Source organism: Mesorhizobium sp. AA22 (genome assembly GCF_001672375.2).
Classification (GTDB): Bacteria; Pseudomonadota; Alphaproteobacteria; order Rhizobiales; family Rhizobiaceae; genus Mesorhizobium; species Mesorhizobium wenxiniae.
The window spans coordinates 3,445,434-3,461,347 of record NZ_CP048406.1 but is presented as its reverse complement, the minus strand read 5'-3'; the positions used below and the strand labels follow the sequence as shown (position 1 = coordinate 3,461,347).

Sequence of the window (15,914 nt, the reverse complement as noted above, 5' to 3'; positions counted from 1 at the left end):
TCGCCGTTGGTCCGCACATGGGCAATTATCGAGCACGGGTCAGTCACTTTGGTGCTGCCATCGGGCTTTCTTCAGCAATGACCTGATTTCATCGCGTGTCGTCTCCAGCCTGCCCTTGATCAAATCGTCCAGATCCAAGCTGAGCAGGATGTGCGAACCGCCCTGTTGATCAAGGCCGATTGCCCTTTCGAGTTTTGGCATCCAGTCGGGCTGCTGCTTGGCGAGCGGACTGGCGGCGAAAAGACTGGGCGCACCAAGAACCCCTGCGATCGCCACGGCTACCCAGATCAGAGTCATCTTGAAGCGCGAGAAATACAGCAAATGGCGTCGTCCGTCAGGGGGCGTATCCGCGGATCGCTCCGCCAGAAATGTCGGTTATTTCTTGGCGTTCTGGTTCGCCACCGGCTCGCCCTTGACGCGCACATCGGCGATCGTCGAGCGCAGCGCCGTTACCTTGGTGCCACCGCCGAGATCGATCTCGAGCTCGTTGTCGTCGATCACCTTGGTCACCTTGCCGACGAAACCGCCGCCAGTGATGACCGTGTCGCCGCGACGAACCGCCGCCAGCATCTCGCCGCGCTTCTTCAACTGTGTGCGCTGCGGCCGGATGATCAGAAAATACATGATCACGAAAATCAGAACAAACGGCAAAATGCTGATGAACATATCCGGGGAGGTGCCGACGCCTTGGGCATATGCCGGTGTCACGAACATCGAAGTACTCCTGAATTTTGAAAAACAGCCGCCAAACCGTCCTAGGGAAATTTGGCGGCCCCGTGAAATTTGGCCGGAATATAGTCGGTAAAGTTACCAATGCAACTGCGGCCAGGCATTTCAGCTGCTTTTCCGGCTGGTTGAGCCGTGTTAGAGCATGATCCCAAAAAATGGAGCGCGGTTTCGGAAAAGATCATGCTCTAACAAAAGGTTGGAGCCGGTCCGAAACCGCCGGAATCGAATAGGTTCCGTTGTCACACTCCTGAATGCAAAAACAAAAAGACAAGAAATGAGCGACAGCACCATTGAAGCCCTGAACAAGAAGCTAGACCGTCTGATCGAGGCGGTCGCCCGCCTCGCCCCGCCGCCGGTGCCGGAAACCGACCTCGGCGAGGCCGATTGCTTCGTCTGGCAGGCTGATCCCGGCTATCTGGAGCCGGTGTTCAAGGTCAACCGCGTCGACATCGGCCTGATCCGCGGCGTCGACCGCGTCCGCGACATACTGGTCGACAACACCGAGCGCTTCGCCTCCGGTTACGCAGCCAACAACGTGCTGTTGTGGGGCGCACGCGGCATGGGCAAGTCCTCGCTGGTCAAGGCCGTGCATGCGGCGGTCAATGCCTCGGCAAAGCTGGACCTGCCGCTCAAGCTCATCGAGATCCATCGCGAGGACATCGACACGCTGCCGAAGCTGATGAATTTGCTGAAGGCAGCACCTTACCGGTTCATCCTGTTTTGCGACGATCTCTCCTTCGACCACGACGACACGTCCTACAAGTCGCTGAAGGCGGCGCTGGAAGGCGGCGTTGAGGGCCGCCCGGCCAATGTTATCTTCTACGCCACTTCAAACCGGCGGCACCTACTGCCGCGCGACATGATCGACAATGAGCGCTCGACCGCCATTAACCCGTCAGAGGCGGTCGAGGAAAAAGTCTCGCTGTCCGACCGTTTCGGCCTCTGGCTCGGCTTCCACAAATGCTCGCAGGACGAGTATCTCGACATGGTCGACGGCTATGTCCGCCACCACGGCCTTGCCATCGATCCCGAGACGCTGCGCGCCGAGGCGCTGGAATGGGCGACGACGCGCGGCAGCCGTTCGGGCCGCGTTGCCTGGCAATTCACCCAGGATCTGGCAGGTCGGCTCGGCAAATCGCTCAAAGATTAGGGACGAAGACTGAAAAAGCCCGCCCCTTGCGGAGCGGGCTGAGCCGGCGGGCCGGACTGGAGGTCAGGCGGCGCGCAGTTGCTTTTCTTGTTCTATTCGAGATAGGTCGACGGATCGACTTTTCTTTTATAGGTCGAAGGATCGACTTTCTTTATTCAAGATAGGTCGAAGGATCGACCGGCGCCGAATTCTTGCGCACTTCGAAATGCAGTTTCGGCGAGTCGGTGGTACCGCTCATGCCGGACTGCGCGATTTCCTGGCCGCGCTTAACCTTCTGGCCGCGCTGGACCTCGATCGAGCGGGTGTGGCCATAGACAGTGACCAACCCGTTCTCGTGGCGCACCAGCACCGTATTGCCGAATTCCTTGAGGCCATCGCCGGCGTAAATGACGACACCGTTCTCGGCCGCCTTGACCGGGGTTCCTTCCGGCACCGCGATGTCGACACCATCCTTGCCGCCGCCAAAGCTGGAGATCACGCGGCCGCGTACCGGCCAGCGCATCTTGCCGATACCGGTGGCGTTTGGCGCCACCGCGTCGTCGTCCTCGGCCTGCTGGATGACCTTGGCATCCTTCCTCGGCGGCGTGTAGGCGGCCAGCGTCTCCGACGGCGTGGTCTTTGCCGCAGGCGGGGTGGTGGCAGTCGTTACCGGATCGACCTTTGCCGGCTTGGCACCGGCAACCGTTGCGGTTCCGCCGGCCGGCACCTTCAGGGTCTGGCCGATCTTGAGCAGACCGTCTTGCATGCCGTTCGCCTGCTTCAACGCAACCACGCCGACGCCGGTCTTCCTGGCGATCGCCGACAGCGTATCGCCCTGCTGGACCGTGTAGGTGCCGGCACCAGTCGTCTTGGGGGCGGCTTTTCCGTCCTTCGGCTGGCTTGCTGCGGCCGATGCATCCACCGGCGCGGCGGACTTGCCCTCCTTAGGCTTCGGCTGCTGCGGCAGCACGGCCACCATCTCCGGCGCCTTGGCCGGCAAATCGTGCTTGGTGTCGTTCGCAGGCTTGGCGTCCGCAAGCTTCGGCGCCGGTTTCTTGCCCGAATAGGCATAGGCCGGGATGACGAGCTTTTGGCCGGTCTTCAGCCCGTTGGTCGCGCTTAGCCCATTGACCTTCATGAGGGCATCGGCGGGCACGCCGTAGCGCCGCGACAGGCCGGAAATCGTCTCGCCGCCCTTGACGACGATCTCGGTAGCACGCGGTGCGCCGCCTGCCGTCGCCATGCGCGGAGCATCAGACTGTGCGTCCTTGAACGGCTTTGCCGCTGTCCCCGTTGCGATCCGGTCGACCTGGGGGGCGGCTGGCGCCGAAGCGGTGCGCGCCGGACTGGCGGCGGGCGCCGGCTGCGACTGGCTGACCGGCGGCAATTGCTGCGTCGTAACCGGCTCGAGGCTTGAGCGGCTGACCGACTGGGTATGGCTGCCGTCGAGCGGCGCGGCCGACACCGGCGCATCGCCAGGATAAGGCTGTGCGGCGTCCTGCTTGTCGATGATGGCGCGCTGGTTGTTGGTCGAGGAGGTGAAAACGTCATCGACGCTGTTGAACCGCGAGACCTGGGAACTGCATCCCGCCGCGGTGCCCGCAACCATGAGGACAGCGAAACCACGCGCCAGGTTGCGTCCGTTTGCCTTCAAAATACTGAATTGCATCGCTTTTACCCGCAGATACCCGGTACAGACTGACCGCGATTAAAGCGCGTTAATGTTACTGGTCGGTTAAACCTCTAGAATCAGACGCAAATTTTGTTAAAATACTTAAGGCTGGACCTGTCGGCCTGAGGTTCAGGTAGGGCCCAGTAGCGGACGGGCGCGAAGCGACCAGACCGCTCGGTTGCGGCCATCACCTGAAAATATCGACAGATCCCTAGATGACCGCGGCTACGCCGCGCAGGATCGGCTGCAGGCGGACGAGGCCGATGTCCTCGCGTTCGAAGCGGCTGCCGACCTTCGTCAGTTTGGCCAGCACCTGCTCGCCCTCCTCGGGTCCGATCGGGGCGATGACGATGCCGCCGCTCGACAATTGGTCGAGCAGGAAGCGTGGCAGGCTGTCGAAGGCCGCCCACGCGACGATACGGTCGAACGGCGCTTCATTTGGCAGCCCGTTGGAGCCGTCCGCCTGACGCACGATGACACTGCCGATGCCGAGTGCCTCGAAGCGCTGTTTGGCCTGCTCAACCAGCGTCTTGTAGCGGTCGATGGTGACGACCCGCGCGGCAAGCCGCGACATCACAGCCGCCGTGTAGCCCGACCCGGTGCCGATCTCGAGCACGCGGTTGCCCGGCTCGATGGCAAGCGCTGCGATCACTGCGGCTTGCAGATCGGCGCCCTCGATCGCCTCGCCGCATTCGATCGGCAGCATACGCTCCGACCAGGCGATCGGATGGAACTGCGCGGAAAGGAAGCCCCGCCGCGGCGTCGCCTCGAAGGCGGCGATCAGTGCCTTCGGCACAACGCCCTTGCCACGCAGGCGGAGCAGGAAAGCGGCGAAGCCTTCGCGGTCGTCGAGCGTCGGACCGTGGTTCAGGTTCATGCGAGCGCCTTGGTCAGTTGATCGCGGATTTCATGAGCGGTGAGATCGAGCTGCAGCGGCGTTACTGACACCAGCCGGTTGCGCATGGCATAGAGGTCGGTGCCTTGCTTGCCCTCGACCGGCTCGCGGCCGAAGCGCAGCCAATAATAGGGAAGTCCGCGGCCGTCGCGGCGCTCGTCGACCCACAGGCTGTGGACGAGCTTGCCTTGCGAGGTGACCACCGTGCCGGCGATCTCTTCTGGCGCGCAATTGGGAAAATTGACGTTGAGCAGTACGCCGTCCGGCAGCGGCATGGCGACAAGTTTCCTGAGCAGCGCCGGCGCCAGCGCCTCGGTGGTCTCGTAAGGCACGACGCGATCCTCGCCGACATAGGAATAGGCCTGGCTGAGCGCGATCGAACGCACGCCGAGCAGCGCGCCTTCCATGGCGCCGGCGACGGTGCCCGAATAGGTGACGTCGTCGGCGATGTTGGCGCCGGAATTGACGCCGGACAGGATCAGGTCGGGTGCTGCCGGCAGGATCTTCTTCACGCCCATGATGACGCAGTCGGTGGGCGTGCCGCGCACGGCAAAGTGTTTTTCGCCGATCTTGCGCAGGCGCAGCGGCTCCGAGATCGACAGCGAATGCGCGTAGCCGGACTGGTCCTGCTCCGGCGCCACCACCCAGACGTCGTCCGACAGCGTGCGGGCGATGCGTTCGAGCGATGCAAGGCCCTCGGCATGGATGCCGTCATCATTGGTCAGGAGGATGCGCATTATTTCGATTCGATCTTTTCCAGACCGCCCATGTAGGGCCGAAGCGCTTCAGGAATGGTTACGCTGCCATCCTCATTCTGGTAGTTTTCGATGACAGCAATGAGGGCGCGGCCGACGGCGGTGCCGGAGCCGTTCAGCGTGTGGACGAAGCGGTTGCCCTTGCCGTCCTTATCCTTGTAGCGGGCGTCCATGCGCCGCGCCTGGAAATCGCCGCAGACCGAGCATGACGAAATCTCGCGATAGGCGTTCTGGCCCGGCAGCCAGACCTCGATGTCATAGGTCTTGCGCGCGCCAAATCCCATGTCGCCGGTGCACAACGTCATGGTGCGGAACGGCAGGCGGAGCCGCTTCAGCACCTCCTCGGCGCATTCGGTCATCCGCTCGTGCTCGCCGAGCGAGGCCTCCTGGTCGGTGATCGACACCAGCTCGACCTTGTAGAACTGGTGCTGGCGCAGCATGCCACGCGTGTCACGCCCGGCCGAGCCTGCTTCCGAGCGGAAGCACGAGGTCAGCGCCGTATAGCGCAGCGGCAGTTTTTCATGCGGCGTGATTTCTTCGCGCACGAGATTGGTCAGAGGGACTTCGGCAGTGGGGATTAGGTACTTGCTCCCAGTGTTCCTTCGAAGTTCCTCAAGTTTGACCCTAAGATATTCGACCTCGTTGTTTTCCCGCTCAACCCGATCTCTCAACGGGTACCCAACCTCGTTCATAAATTTCCTAAAGAAGTCCACATTCTCGTGAGTGGGATTAGCAGCACCTAAAAATCCCTGGAGCCGCTTCCAAGATTGCTGCATCTCCAGCAATCGAGTCTCTGCGGCGATCTGATCCTTTTCAAACTCGTCAAACGCGCTGTAAGTACGAAACAGGTCTTCTTCAAATTTCGGCAACTGGCCTGTGCCATACATCGTAGAGCCATTCACCATCAGAGGCGGCTGGATCTCCTCATAGCCATGCTCGGTCGTGTGCAGGTCCAGCATGAATTGGCCAAGTGCGCGCTCCATTCGCGCCAGCCCGCTCTTGAGCACTGTGAAGCGCGAGCCCGAAAGCTTCGCCGCCCGCTCGAAATCCATCATGCCGAGCGCTTCGCCGATCTCAAAATGCTCCTTCACCCAGTTCGGGCGGGCCGGCACCTTGCCGACGGTGCGCTTGACGACGTTGTCGTGCTCGTCCTTGCCGACCGGCACGTCGTCGAGCGGCACATTGGGCAGCACCGCCAATGCGTCGTTCAGCGCCTTGTCGAGCTCGCGTTCGCGCGCCTCGCCGTTCTGGATGAAAGCCTTGATCTCGCCGACCTCGGCCTTCAGCCTTTCGGCAAGAGCGGCGTCACCCGAACGCACGGCATTGCCGATCTCCTTCGAAGCAGCGTTGCGGCGCTCCTGCCTTGTCTGCAGCTCGGTCAGATGTTCGCGCCGCGCCTCGTCCCTGGCGATCAGATCATCGACAGTGGACTGCGCATCCTGAGCCGACCACGAGCGCTTCTTGAGCGCTTCGACAAGGGCCTTCGGGTTGTCGCGAATCCATTTGATGTCGAGCATGGTTGTTCGTCCTCGGCGGGCATGTCGCCCAAAGTGCGCAGCGGTTTTGGGGCAACGACATGCCCAAAATAAAGACCTAAAACGCATCGCATTTTAGGCCTGAGGGCGTAAACCGCATCCTTGATCGATGCAAGATGTGAAGGCCGAGTTCCTTCGGGCCCCCTTTGTCCTGCCGGACATCTCCCCCACAAGGAGGGAGATTGGCAGCTTTGCCGACGGCTCACCTATTCCACCCTGCAGATTAGCGAAAGTCGCGATGACAGCCGATCTCCCCACCCGTGGGGGAGATGTCCGGCAGGACAGAGGGGGGCGCGACAGGATGCAACCTATGTAGATGCAGACTACGTAGACGACGCATCCACCGGCTTTTCGGCCGCCGCTTCCGCAGCCTCCCGCTTCTCGCGCGCCAGACGTTCCCGTTCCTTGCTGCGCTCGATCAGCCGGGCCGACCAGATTGAGACCTCGTAGAGAATGATCGTGGGGATGGCGAGGCCAATCTGGCTTATCGGGTCGGGCGGTGTCAGCACAGCAGCCACCACGAAGGCGATGACGATCGCCCATTTGCGCTTTTCAACCAGCGCCTCGGACGACAGCATGCCCACCCGCGCCATCAGGCTGGTCACCACCGGCAACTGGAACACCAGCCCGAAGGAGAAGATCAGCGTCATGATCAGGCTGAGATATTCCGACACTTTCGGCAGCAGCGAAATCTGCACCTGGTCGTCGGTGCCGGCCTGCTGCATGGCGAGGAAGAACCACATCACCATCGGCGTGAAGAAGAAATAGACCAGCGACGCGCCCATCAGGAACAGGATCGGCGAAGCGATAAGGAACGGCAGGAAAGCGTTGCGTTCATTCTTGTAGAGGCCGGGCGCGATGAATTTATAGATCTGCGTGGCGATCAGCGGAAAGGCGATCACCATGCCGCCGAACATCGCCAGCTTGACCTGGGTGAAGAAGAATTCCTGCGGCGCCGTGTAAATCAGCTCGACTTTGTGCGGGTCGAGCCCTGCCCATTGGGTTGCCCATTTGAACGGGATAACCAACAGGTTGAACAGTTGCTTCGCGAAGAAGAAGCAGAACAGGAAGGCGACGAAGAACCCGCCGATCGACCACATCAGCCGCCGGCGCAACTCGATCAGATGCTCCATCAGCGGAGCCGCCGATTTATCGATCTCGTCCTTTTCCGAAATGCTCACTTGGCGGCTCCCGCCGTCTTTTTGGCGGCTGCAGTCGGCTTCTTCACCGCTGCCGGTGCAGGCTTCGGCTCGGCCTTTTTAGAAGTCTTTGTCACAGCAGGTTTTGCCGCTGGCTTCGCTGCGGCCTTGGGGGCCGGCATCGCTTTCGCTGGCGCGCCCTTCGTCTTCGCCGCCGAGGCGTTTTGCGATGCGGCCGGCGTCGCCGTCGCGACAGGCGGTGTCACCGAACCATCGGTCATCGCCGGAAAGGTCGGCGCCACCGGCGCCGCTTCCGGGGCTTTGACGCCCGGCAGCACCGTCGCGCCATTGTTCAGCTCGGTATCCTGCGGCGTCGAAGCAGCTGGCGTGACCGGGTCGACTGCTGGCTTCGGCTTCATCACCGCGTCGACGCCTGAACGGACATCGGCTGCCGCCTGCTCGAACGGGTTGAGCTGTTTCCTGATCTCGGCGGCCGGGTTGAGGCTTCTGAGTGAATCGACCGACTTCTTGACGTCGTCAAGCTCGGCCTCCTTCAGCGCGTCGTTGAACTGTTTCTGAAAGTCGGCTGCCATGCCGCGCATCTTCGCCGTCGTGCGGCCGAATGTGCGCAGCATCTTTGGCAAATCCTTGGGCCCGACGACCACGATCATGACGATCGCGATCACCAGCATCTCGGTCCAGCCGATGTCGAACATGGCGATGCGTTCCGACTAAAGTTTGGGCTCAGCTCTTGCTGGCCTTTTCCTTCACTGCCGAAACGGTTTCGTCGGCTCGGTGCTCGACGGTGCGCTTGTCCTCGGCAACCTCGTCGTCGGCCATGCCCTTCTTGAAGCTCTTGATACCCTTGGCCATGTCACCCATCAGCTCGGGAATCTTGCCGCGGCCGAACACCAGCAACACGATCACCAGCACGATCAGCCAGTGCCAAATCGAAAATGAACCCATAACAATCTCTCTCGAAAGTTTTCTCTGACGATGATCTATGCGCTTTCGCGTCGGGATTCAAACACAACCGCGACAGAGTTTTATAAATCAGTGGCCGAAGTCACGCACTTTCGGCGCCATAGCCCGCTACCAATCGGCGCAGCCGCGAAATACCAACGGCTTTCGGCACGTCGTTTGCGGTCAATCTTCCTCGACGCGCGGCGTCAACAAGCCGAGTTCCTCAAGGTCGATGTCGGTTAGCGGATCCTCGTCGTCGGTCAGCGCATCCGGATCGGCCGGTGGCAGCGGAATGGTAAAATTCGACGGCATGCGGCCCGAAAGCAGGCCTGCACCCTTCAATTCCTCCATGCCGGGAAGGTCGCGGATCTCCTCCAGCGCGAAGTGGTCGAGGAAGATGTCGGTGGTGCCGTAGGTGACGGGACGGCCGGGCGTGCGGCGCCGGCCGCGCATCTTCACCCATTCGGTCTCCATCAGCGTGTCCAGCGTGCCCTTCGAGGTCTCGACGCCTCTGATATCCTCGATCTCGGCGCGCGTCACCGGCTGGTGATAGGCGATGATCGCCAGCACTTCGAGCGCCGCGCGGGAAAGCTTCCTCTGCTGCACCGTGTCGCGGCTCATCAGGAACGCGAGATCGCCGGCGGTGCGGAACGCCCAGGCATCGCCGACGCGCACCAGATTGACGCCGCGCCGCGCATAGATCTGCTGCAGTTCGGCCATCGCCGCGGCGATGCTGATGCCGTCAGGCAGGCGTGCGGCAAGCTGCTTTTCGCTGACCGGCTCGGCGCTGGCAAAGACGATCGCCTCGGCCATGCGCACGGCTTCCGCCATATGCAGCCGCTCGCCAGGATTCTGGGACAAGTTCTGGGCCTGGCTTTCTGCCGGTGCCCCGGCGAGCACGCCCTCTTCGGTCTCGTCGTCGACGTTGAACGGAATGACCGAAGCGTTGGCGCGTTCACTCATGATGCCACCTCGACTGCCCTGATGCCTTGCGCACGGCCGCGCAGATAGAGCGGCGCGAACACCTCGTCCTGCCGCATTTCCACTTTGCCTTCGCGCACCAGTTCCAGCGTCGCCGCAAACGAACTGGCAATCGCGGTACGCCGCTCGTCCGGGCCAGTCAGATATTCGACCAGGAAGCTGTCCAGCGCCGTCCAGTCGGCAAGCGAGCCGATCAGCCTGTTGAGGATATCGCGCGCATCCTTGAGCGACCACACACCGCGCCTGGCGATCGTCACATTAGTGATGGCCTGCTTCTGGCGTTGCGCCGCATAGGCGGTCAGCAGATCGTAGAGCGAGGCCGAATAGGCGTTGCGTTTCTCGACGATGATCATTTCCGGCATGCCGCGGGCGAACACGTCGCGTCCGAGCCGGTTGCGGTTGACCAGGCGTGCCGCCGCGTCGCGCATCGCTTCCAGCCGCTTTAACCGGAATTGCAGCACGGCCGCCAACTCCTCGCCGCTTTCGCCATCGTCGCCGGGTTGCTTGGGGATCAAAAGCTTCGACTTGAGAAACGCCAGCCACGCCGCCATCACCAGATAGTCGGCGGCAAGCTCCAGCCTGAGCGCCCTCACCTTCTCGACGAAGGCCAGATATTGCTCGGCCAGCGCCAGGATCGAGATGCGCGACAGATCGACCTTCTGGTTGCGGGCAAGATGCAGCAGAAGATCGAGCGGGCCCTCAAAACCGTCGACATCGACGACCAGCGCGGGATCGCTGGTCAGCCGCGAATCGTCGTTCTCGGCCCACAGACGGTCCATCGGTGCGGCCTTGCCGGCCTTGTTGTCCAATGTTTCCGCCACTTCCTGTTGCTTTCCTTTGGTTCTATCTTCTTGTTTGGCCATGATCTGTTCCGAACAACCGGCTCCCATTTTTCGGGATCATGGTCTAGGCCACCGCATCGAAATAGGTGGCGAATTCGGCGCGTATCTCGGCTTCATCAGCCCGATCGCGGTTCTTGATATAGGTCAGCGCCCGTTGCGCCCGTTGCAGCGACGTGCCTTCAAGCCCCGTTGTGCGCGACGCAATGCCGGCCATCTCCTCGAAAACGCCATTGCAGTGAAGGACGAGATCGCAGCCCGCCGCAAGGATCGCGGCCGCCTTTGTCGGGAAATCCCCAGAAAGTGCCTTCATCGAGGTGTCGTCGCTCATCAGCAGCCCGTCGAAGCCGATTTCGCCGCGGATGATCTCATCGATGACCTTGCCGGATGTCGTGGCCGGGTTCTTCGGGTCGATCGCGCTGTAGACGACATGCGCCGTCATCGCCATCGGCAAATGATTGAGCGCCCTGAACGGGGCGAAATCATGCCGCTGCAAGTCGCTCATCGAGGCATCGACGGTCGGCAGTTCGAAATGCGTGTCGGCAAAGGCCCGTCCATGCCCGGGAATATGCTTCATCACCGGCAGCACGCCGCCCGACATCAGGCCCTCCGCCGCTGCGCGACCCAGTTCGATGACGGAGCGAGGCTCCTTGCCATAGGCGCGCGCGCCGATGACGTCGCTGGCGCCCTCGATCGGAACGTCGAGCACCGGCAGGCAATCCGCCGTGATGCCGTAGCGCAGCAGGTCGAAGGCATGCAGCCGTGCCATCAGCCAGGCGGCGCGGTTGCCGGCGTCGTGGTCGTTGCGCCACAGGGCCCCGAGCGCGCCACCGGCCGGATAATTCGGCGCCAACGGCGGGCGCAGGCGCTGCACCCGGCCGCCTTCCTGGTCGATGAACACCGGGGCGTCCGGGCGCTCGATACAGTCGCGCATCGCGGCGACCAGATCGCGGATCTGCTCGGTCTCGCCGATGTTGCGCGCAAACAGGATGAATCCCCACGGGCATTCATTGCGATAGAAATTGATTTCTTCGCGTGTGAGCGATTTCCCGGCGCAGCCGAGGATCATGGATTTTGATTCGGTCATGGGCAGGAGTTTAGAGCTTCACGCGGACAAAGGGAATCGCATCAAACCACATGCGGCCAGGACCCCTTCCACACAAAGAACTCCCTTCCACAAAAAACCGGCGCGGTTCGTGACCGCGCCGGTTCTTTCCGCCCAAGGGCGGGAGACTTGAAATGGCTAGCGCGACACGAAGCAGTTGCCGCCGGCAGCCTTGTAGCTGGTGCACAGGTTGATCGCATCGTTGCGCGACTTCGCCGGGACGCGGACGCGATAGAACGTTCCCTTGCCGGCGATCTCGGCCTTGACGATGTTGGCGGTATGGCCGGAAAGCACGCTGCCATATCGGCGCTGCAGATCCTGATAGGTCGACTGGGCGCTTTCGACGGTCGGCTGCGAGGCAATCTGCATCGACCATGAGCCACCGCCGGTCGAGCCCGCCGCGGGATTGATGGACGCAACCTGGTCGGGCTTGACCTCGCCGACGACGTCGACCGGCTGGTCGGACGGACGCTGCGGCGCCACCGGAACCGAGGCCGGCGTATTGGCAGGCTGGGCGGTTTGGGCCTCAGCCTCAGGCGCGGCTGCCGGCGCGGCCGTCGGATTGACTATTTCCGGCTTGGCTGTTTCCGGCTTGGCGGCTTCGGTCTGGTCGCCGCCCACTGGGTCGCCACCCAGTAGGTCGTCACTTGCCTGGTCGGCAACAGGCGGTACCGTACCGGTCTGTTGTTCTGCGTCGTCGGCCTGACCCGTCGGGGCCACATGCTGCGGCGCCGGATCGACAGGCTCGAAGGCAGCGATCTGCGGTGCCGCAGGCGCCGGATCCTCGCGAGCAACCAGCGAGCCATCGGGTTTGACGACCATGGTTCTCACCTTGCGCGGCGCAACCGCGACGAGGTCGGGGTCGATGCCCTGGTCGGCCTCTTGCAGAACCTGGGCGATACGATCCTCGGATTTGGATGCCGGCACGGCGGCGACGTCGGCATTTCCGGCCGCTTGCGTGCCGCGGATCGCATTGGCGCCTTCAGCGGGGGCGGATTCGGCATTGCGGATCGCATCGGCGGCTTCAGCCGTGTCGATATCGTCGGGCGAAAGATCGACCACACGGCTCTGCGGCGGCTCCTTGGCCGCCACGTCCACCGGCTCTTCAGTGTTGGTGACCAGTTTTTCCTGGACCGGTTCGGCAGGCTTTGCGCCACCCTTGGCCACGGCGTCATAGACCTTATTGTCCTGGTTCGGCACGACGGTGCCGCCCGGATTTTCCGGCCTGACCTTGATCGGTGCGTTGTCCGCCTTGACGATGACCGGCGCATCGGTGCCGCCGGTGCCGCCGAAAGACAGCGCGAAGGCGCCGAGACCGCCCGCGAGCGCCACGGCGCCGACGACCGCGGCGACCAGCAGGCCGCGGCTCCGCGGCCTCGCAGCATCGTGCTCAGCCAAGCCGGGTACTGACATGGCCTCATCCAGTTCGGGGTCGTAGTCGAGTTCGTCCAAGCCAAAGTCGTCGGCCTGCGAAGCCGGCCGGCCGTTGGGCAAGTCGCCCAGATCGAAGCCGCTGGCGGCATCGGCATAAGATGCACTGACAGACGCTTGTGCGGGTCTCGCCGCATAGGTCCGCGTTTCAACGCGGTCGGGCTCATAGCCTGACTGGAACCCGGCCGCTGACTGGAACTCGGCCGCTGACTGGAACCCGGCCGTTGACTGAAATCCGGCCCCTGACTGAAATCCGGCCCCTGACTGAAATCCGGCCCCTGACTGAAATCCGGCATTGTAGGATTCGTCGTCATAGGCGGCGCTGCGCGCCGGGGCGGCAGCGACGTCTACGGCATTCATTTCCGTGAGAAGGCTGGCGAACTCGGTGTCGAGATCGTCATAGGCAGGCACCGCCGGTTCGTCATCATTAAAGTGGAGGTCCGGAATATCGAGGTCGTCCGCCAGCGCCACCACGCGCTCGGGCACATCGACCGTCTCGACATCGGGCATCTCGTCATACGCCGAAGACCGTTCGCTTTGCGCCGGCGCAGATGCCGCATCGGCGGCACCGTCTTCGGCCGGCTCATCCTGATAGGACGGTGCCGTAGCCATTGGCGGTGTCGCTTCCGTGGTCTTTACCGAAGTCGTCGGCTGGGCTGCAAAGGCCGGCTGCGACTGTGCGACCGGCGTTACGCGGCTCCACGAACGGGCCGGCGTCGGCGGGGCGGGGGGTGCCGCCATCCAGCTGAGCGCGTCAGCCGGATCCTGCTGGGGAGCGGCGGCCGCAACGTCATCGCCGTCGCCATGATCCAGACCGATGTCCTTGGCGAACGCGGTATGCAATGCGTCGTCGTCGAAATCGACATCGGCCTGCCCGGCGGCATCTTCAGCGCTGAAATCCTGGCCCTCGAGCTCATCGAGGAGAACGCTATCGAGATCGGCGGCGGGGGCATGAACCGCGCTACTATCCGGCGACCCCAAAAGGTCTTGCTCGTCGAGGCTCCAGTCCAGTTCTTCGACGGGATTCGCTGGTTTGATGGCGACCTTTTCAGTCGCGGCTACAGGTTGCTGAACCTTAGCGGGTTCGTTGGCCGCGGAGGCCGCCACGGGGGCAGTCCGTGTGCGCATGGTGCCCAACAGCGCGTTCAGCTCGTCTTCGAGGCTCCGCTCGTCAGCGATGGGGGCTGGCGCCGCCGGCTGGACTACGGCGGCCGGCGCCGTCGGTTGGGCAGCAACGCCGGAGGCCTGCGCAACCGGCTTTTCGGCTTCCTCGGCAAGCGCGTCCTCGAAGCTCAGGTCAAAATCGGCGTCGAACGCATCTCCCGGGGTCTCGGCAGAAGGCTCGTGCTTGGCGACGATAGCCCCCGATTCGTCGATTTCTGACTCGTCAATTTCGACCGGTTCAGCCGTGCGAACGTCGAAATCCATGTCGACATCGACCATGACATCGTCGAAATGGCCGCCAAAGTCCTCATCGGACTCGTCCGAAACAGCCCGAACAGGCGCAGCAGGAGCTTCAACAGCGGCCTGCTCCATCGGCCCATGTTCGTCGAGCATCAACTCGTCTTCGAGCGAGCTTGCGACGGCATTGTCGAATTCGTCGTCGAAGGCTGGTTCGGCGGCCGGCGCGGAAACGTCGGCGGGTTCGGCAGCCTGCTCCATCGGCACGTGTTCTTCAAGCATCAGCTCGTCTTCGAGCGAGCTTGCGACCGCATTGTCGAATTCATCGTCGAAGGCGGGGTCGGCAGCCGGCGCGGAGATTTCGGCGGCTTCGGCAACCTGCTCCATCGGCACCTGCTCGTCGAGCATCAGCTCGTCTTCGAGCGAGCTTGCGACTGCGTTGTCGAATTCATCGTCGAAGGCGGGTTCGATGGCGGCAGTATTCTGTTCGGCCACGTCCGTCGCGTCGTCGACCAGTAAATCCTGTTCGAGCGACGCGGCAAGCTCGCCGTTCCCAAGCTTGTCGTTCCCAAGCTTGTCGTTCACTGCCAAATCGTCTTCGAATGGCGACACATCTTCGAGCGAACTGGCAAGCGCATCGTCGAAATCGTCATCGAACGCAGCTTCAACAGCCGGCGCGGATGCTTCGGCAGAACGAATGTCGGCAGCAACGGCATGGGCGGTCTCGTCCGTCGCATCGTCGTCCAGCAGTAAATCCTGTTCGAGCGACGCGGCAAGCTCGTCGTTCCCGAGCTTGTCGTTCCCTGCCAAATCGTCTTCGAAAGGCGACACGTCTTCGAGCGAACTGGCAAGCGCATCGTCGAAATCGTCATCGAACGCAGCTTCAACAGCCGGCGCGGATGTTTCGGCAACACCAGAACGGGCGTCGTCGGCAGCAACGGCATGGGCGGTTTCGTCCGCCGCATCATCGTCGAGCAGGAACTCCTGTTCGAGCGACGCGGCAAGCTCGTCGTCCACGGCGTCGGTGGCAGCCGTTTCGAAAGCCGGCTCGCGAATCTCGGTTGCGCCGTCGTTGTCGTCGGCGCCGAATTCGCCCATCAACTCCTTCTCGAGATCGATGTCGAAATCGCCCTCGTCCGCCGGCTGGCTGGCTGGGGCCGCCTTCGGCTGGGCCTGCGGCTTGACCGGCTGGCGCGGGTCGAACCCCATGATCCTGGTCAGTTCCGCGAAGGGATCATCGTCGGCGATATCGTTTTGGGCGGCTGCTCTCAGCTGGGTTCTGTCTGCCATTATTGTTCCCGAACTCGCACTCATTCGGACGCCATGGACGTCGCGCAGGG

Annotated in this window: 14 protein-coding genes; 1 reads left to right on the top strand and 13 read right to left on the bottom strand. The window is 62.6% G+C overall.

Annotation, left to right across the window (positions count from 1 at the left end; genetic code table 11):
- Positions 1-39: 39 nt before the first annotated feature.
- The gene (locus tag A9K68_RS16750) at positions 40-297 is read right to left on the bottom strand and encodes a hypothetical protein (protein ID WP_156768280.1); all 258 of its coding nucleotides are present in this window, start codon (positions 295-297) and stop codon (positions 40-42) included.
- A gap of 78 nt (positions 298-375) precedes the next feature.
- Positions 376-714, bottom strand: a complete 339-nt coding sequence (gene yajC / locus A9K68_RS16745) for a preprotein translocase subunit YajC (protein ID WP_065007771.1) — start codon at positions 712-714, stop codon at positions 376-378.
- 289 nt (positions 715-1,003) lie between these two features.
- On the opposite strand from yajC, the gene A9K68_RS16740 reads away from it, so the two are divergent.
- A complete protein-coding gene (locus tag A9K68_RS16740) occupies positions 1,004-1,879 on the top strand; it encodes an ATP-binding protein (protein WP_065007770.1) in 876 nt (291 codons plus the stop codon).
- Positions 1,880-2,030: 151 nt separating this feature from the next.
- Here A9K68_RS16740 and A9K68_RS16735 read toward each other — a convergent pair whose 3' ends face one another.
- The 11 genes from A9K68_RS16735 to A9K68_RS16685 all read right to left on the bottom strand — a co-directional run bounded on the left by A9K68_RS16735 (position 2,031) and on the right by A9K68_RS16685 (position 15,864).
- Positions 2,031-3,527: a peptidoglycan DD-metalloendopeptidase family protein gene (locus A9K68_RS16735; RefSeq protein ID WP_065007769.1), complete on the bottom strand. Its 1,497-nt coding sequence runs from the start codon at positions 3,525-3,527 to the stop codon at positions 2,031-2,033.
- 214 nt (positions 3,528-3,741) lie between these two features.
- On the bottom strand, positions 3,742-4,407 hold the full coding sequence (locus A9K68_RS16730; protein ID WP_203546846.1) for a protein-L-isoaspartate(D-aspartate) O-methyltransferase: 666 nt from the start codon (positions 4,405-4,407) through the stop codon (positions 3,742-3,744).
- Entirely contained in the window at positions 4,404-5,162 is a 759-nt protein-coding gene (gene surE / locus A9K68_RS16725; protein ID WP_065007768.1) for a 5'/3'-nucleotidase SurE, read from the bottom strand. Before surE ends, A9K68_RS16730 begins: the two co-directional genes overlap by 4 nt.
- Positions 5,162-6,697, bottom strand: coding sequence for a serine--tRNA ligase (gene serS, locus A9K68_RS16720; protein WP_065007767.1), 1,536 nt, complete (start codon positions 6,695-6,697; stop codon positions 5,162-5,164). The genes surE and serS overlap by 1 nt, the downstream gene beginning before the upstream one ends.
- A 341-nt stretch (positions 6,698-7,038) precedes the next feature.
- The gene (tatC, locus tag A9K68_RS16715) at positions 7,039-7,848 is read right to left on the bottom strand and encodes a twin-arginine translocase subunit TatC (protein WP_051695763.1); all 810 of its coding nucleotides are present in this window, start codon (positions 7,846-7,848) and stop codon (positions 7,039-7,041) included.
- Between the two features lie 44 nt (positions 7,849-7,892).
- On the bottom strand, positions 7,893-8,570 hold the full coding sequence (gene tatB / locus A9K68_RS16710) for a Sec-independent protein translocase protein TatB (protein WP_065007765.1): 678 nt from the start codon (positions 8,568-8,570) through the stop codon (positions 7,893-7,895).
- Between the two features lie 28 nt (positions 8,571-8,598).
- Positions 8,599-8,820, bottom strand: coding sequence for a twin-arginine translocase TatA/TatE family subunit (locus A9K68_RS16705; RefSeq protein ID WP_029353164.1), 222 nt, complete (start codon positions 8,818-8,820; stop codon positions 8,599-8,601).
- A 180-nt stretch (positions 8,821-9,000) separates the two neighbouring features.
- A complete protein-coding gene (gene scpB, locus A9K68_RS16700; protein ID WP_029353166.1) occupies positions 9,001-9,780 on the bottom strand; it encodes an SMC-Scp complex subunit ScpB in 780 nt (259 codons plus the stop codon).
- Positions 9,777-10,577: a ScpA family protein gene (locus A9K68_RS16695; protein ID WP_065007808.1), complete on the bottom strand. Its 801-nt coding sequence runs from the start codon at positions 10,575-10,577 to the stop codon at positions 9,777-9,779. The genes scpB and A9K68_RS16695 overlap by 4 nt, the downstream gene beginning before the upstream one ends.
- Before the next feature lie 127 nt (positions 10,578-10,704).
- The gene (gene nagZ / locus A9K68_RS16690) at positions 10,705-11,724 is read right to left on the bottom strand and encodes a beta-N-acetylhexosaminidase (RefSeq protein ID WP_065007764.1); all 1,020 of its coding nucleotides are present in this window, start codon (positions 11,722-11,724) and stop codon (positions 10,705-10,707) included.
- 156 nt (positions 11,725-11,880) lie between these two features.
- Positions 11,881-15,864 carry an SPOR domain-containing protein gene (locus tag A9K68_RS16685; protein ID WP_065007763.1) on the bottom strand — a complete coding sequence of 1,328 codons (3,984 nt, stop codon included), beginning with the start codon at positions 15,862-15,864 and terminating at the stop codon, positions 11,881-11,883.
- Positions 15,865-15,914 lie beyond the last annotated feature (50 nt).

Bases quoted from the DNA above. Each gene is read 5' to 3' on its own strand.
- A9K68_RS16750 (WP_156768280.1), bottom strand. From the start codon at position 297: ATGACTCTGATCTGGGTAGCCGTGGCGATCGCAGGGGTTCTTGGTGCG.
- A9K68_RS16735 (WP_065007769.1), bottom strand. From the start codon at position 3,527: ATGCAATTCAGTATTTTGAAGGCAAACGGACGCAACCTGGCGCGTGGT.
- A9K68_RS16705 (WP_029353164.1), bottom strand. From the start codon at position 8,820: ATGGGTTCATTTTCGATTTGGCACTGGCTGATCGTGCTGGTGATCGTG.
- A9K68_RS16685 (WP_065007763.1), bottom strand. From the start codon at position 15,864: ATGGCAGACAGAACCCAGCTGAGAGCAGCCGCCCAAAACGATATCGCC.
- nagZ (WP_065007764.1), bottom strand. From the start codon at position 11,724: ATGACCGAATCAAAATCCATGATCCTCGGCTGCGCCGGGAAATCGCTC.
- scpB (WP_029353166.1), bottom strand. From the start codon at position 9,780: ATGAGTGAACGCGCCAACGCTTCGGTCATTCCGTTCAACGTCGACGAC.
- surE (WP_065007768.1), bottom strand. From the start codon at position 5,162: ATGCGCATCCTCCTGACCAATGATGACGGCATCCATGCCGAGGGCCTT.
- A9K68_RS16740 (WP_065007770.1), top strand. From the start codon at position 1,004: ATGAGCGACAGCACCATTGAAGCCCTGAACAAGAAGCTAGACCGTCTG.
- serS (WP_065007767.1), bottom strand. From the start codon at position 6,697: ATGCTCGACATCAAATGGATTCGCGACAACCCGAAGGCCCTTGTCGAA.
- A9K68_RS16695 (WP_065007808.1), bottom strand. From the start codon at position 10,577: ATGGACCGTCTGTGGGCCGAGAACGACGATTCGCGGCTGACCAGCGAT.
- tatC (WP_051695763.1), bottom strand. From the start codon at position 7,848: ATGGAGCATCTGATCGAGTTGCGCCGGCGGCTGATGTGGTCGATCGGC.
- tatB (WP_065007765.1), bottom strand. From the start codon at position 8,570: ATGTTCGACATCGGCTGGACCGAGATGCTGGTGATCGCGATCGTCATG.
- A9K68_RS16730 (WP_203546846.1), bottom strand. From the start codon at position 4,407: ATGAACCTGAACCACGGTCCGACGCTCGACGACCGCGAAGGCTTCGCC.
- yajC (WP_065007771.1), bottom strand. From the start codon at position 714: ATGTTCGTGACACCGGCATATGCCCAAGGCGTCGGCACCTCCCCGGAT.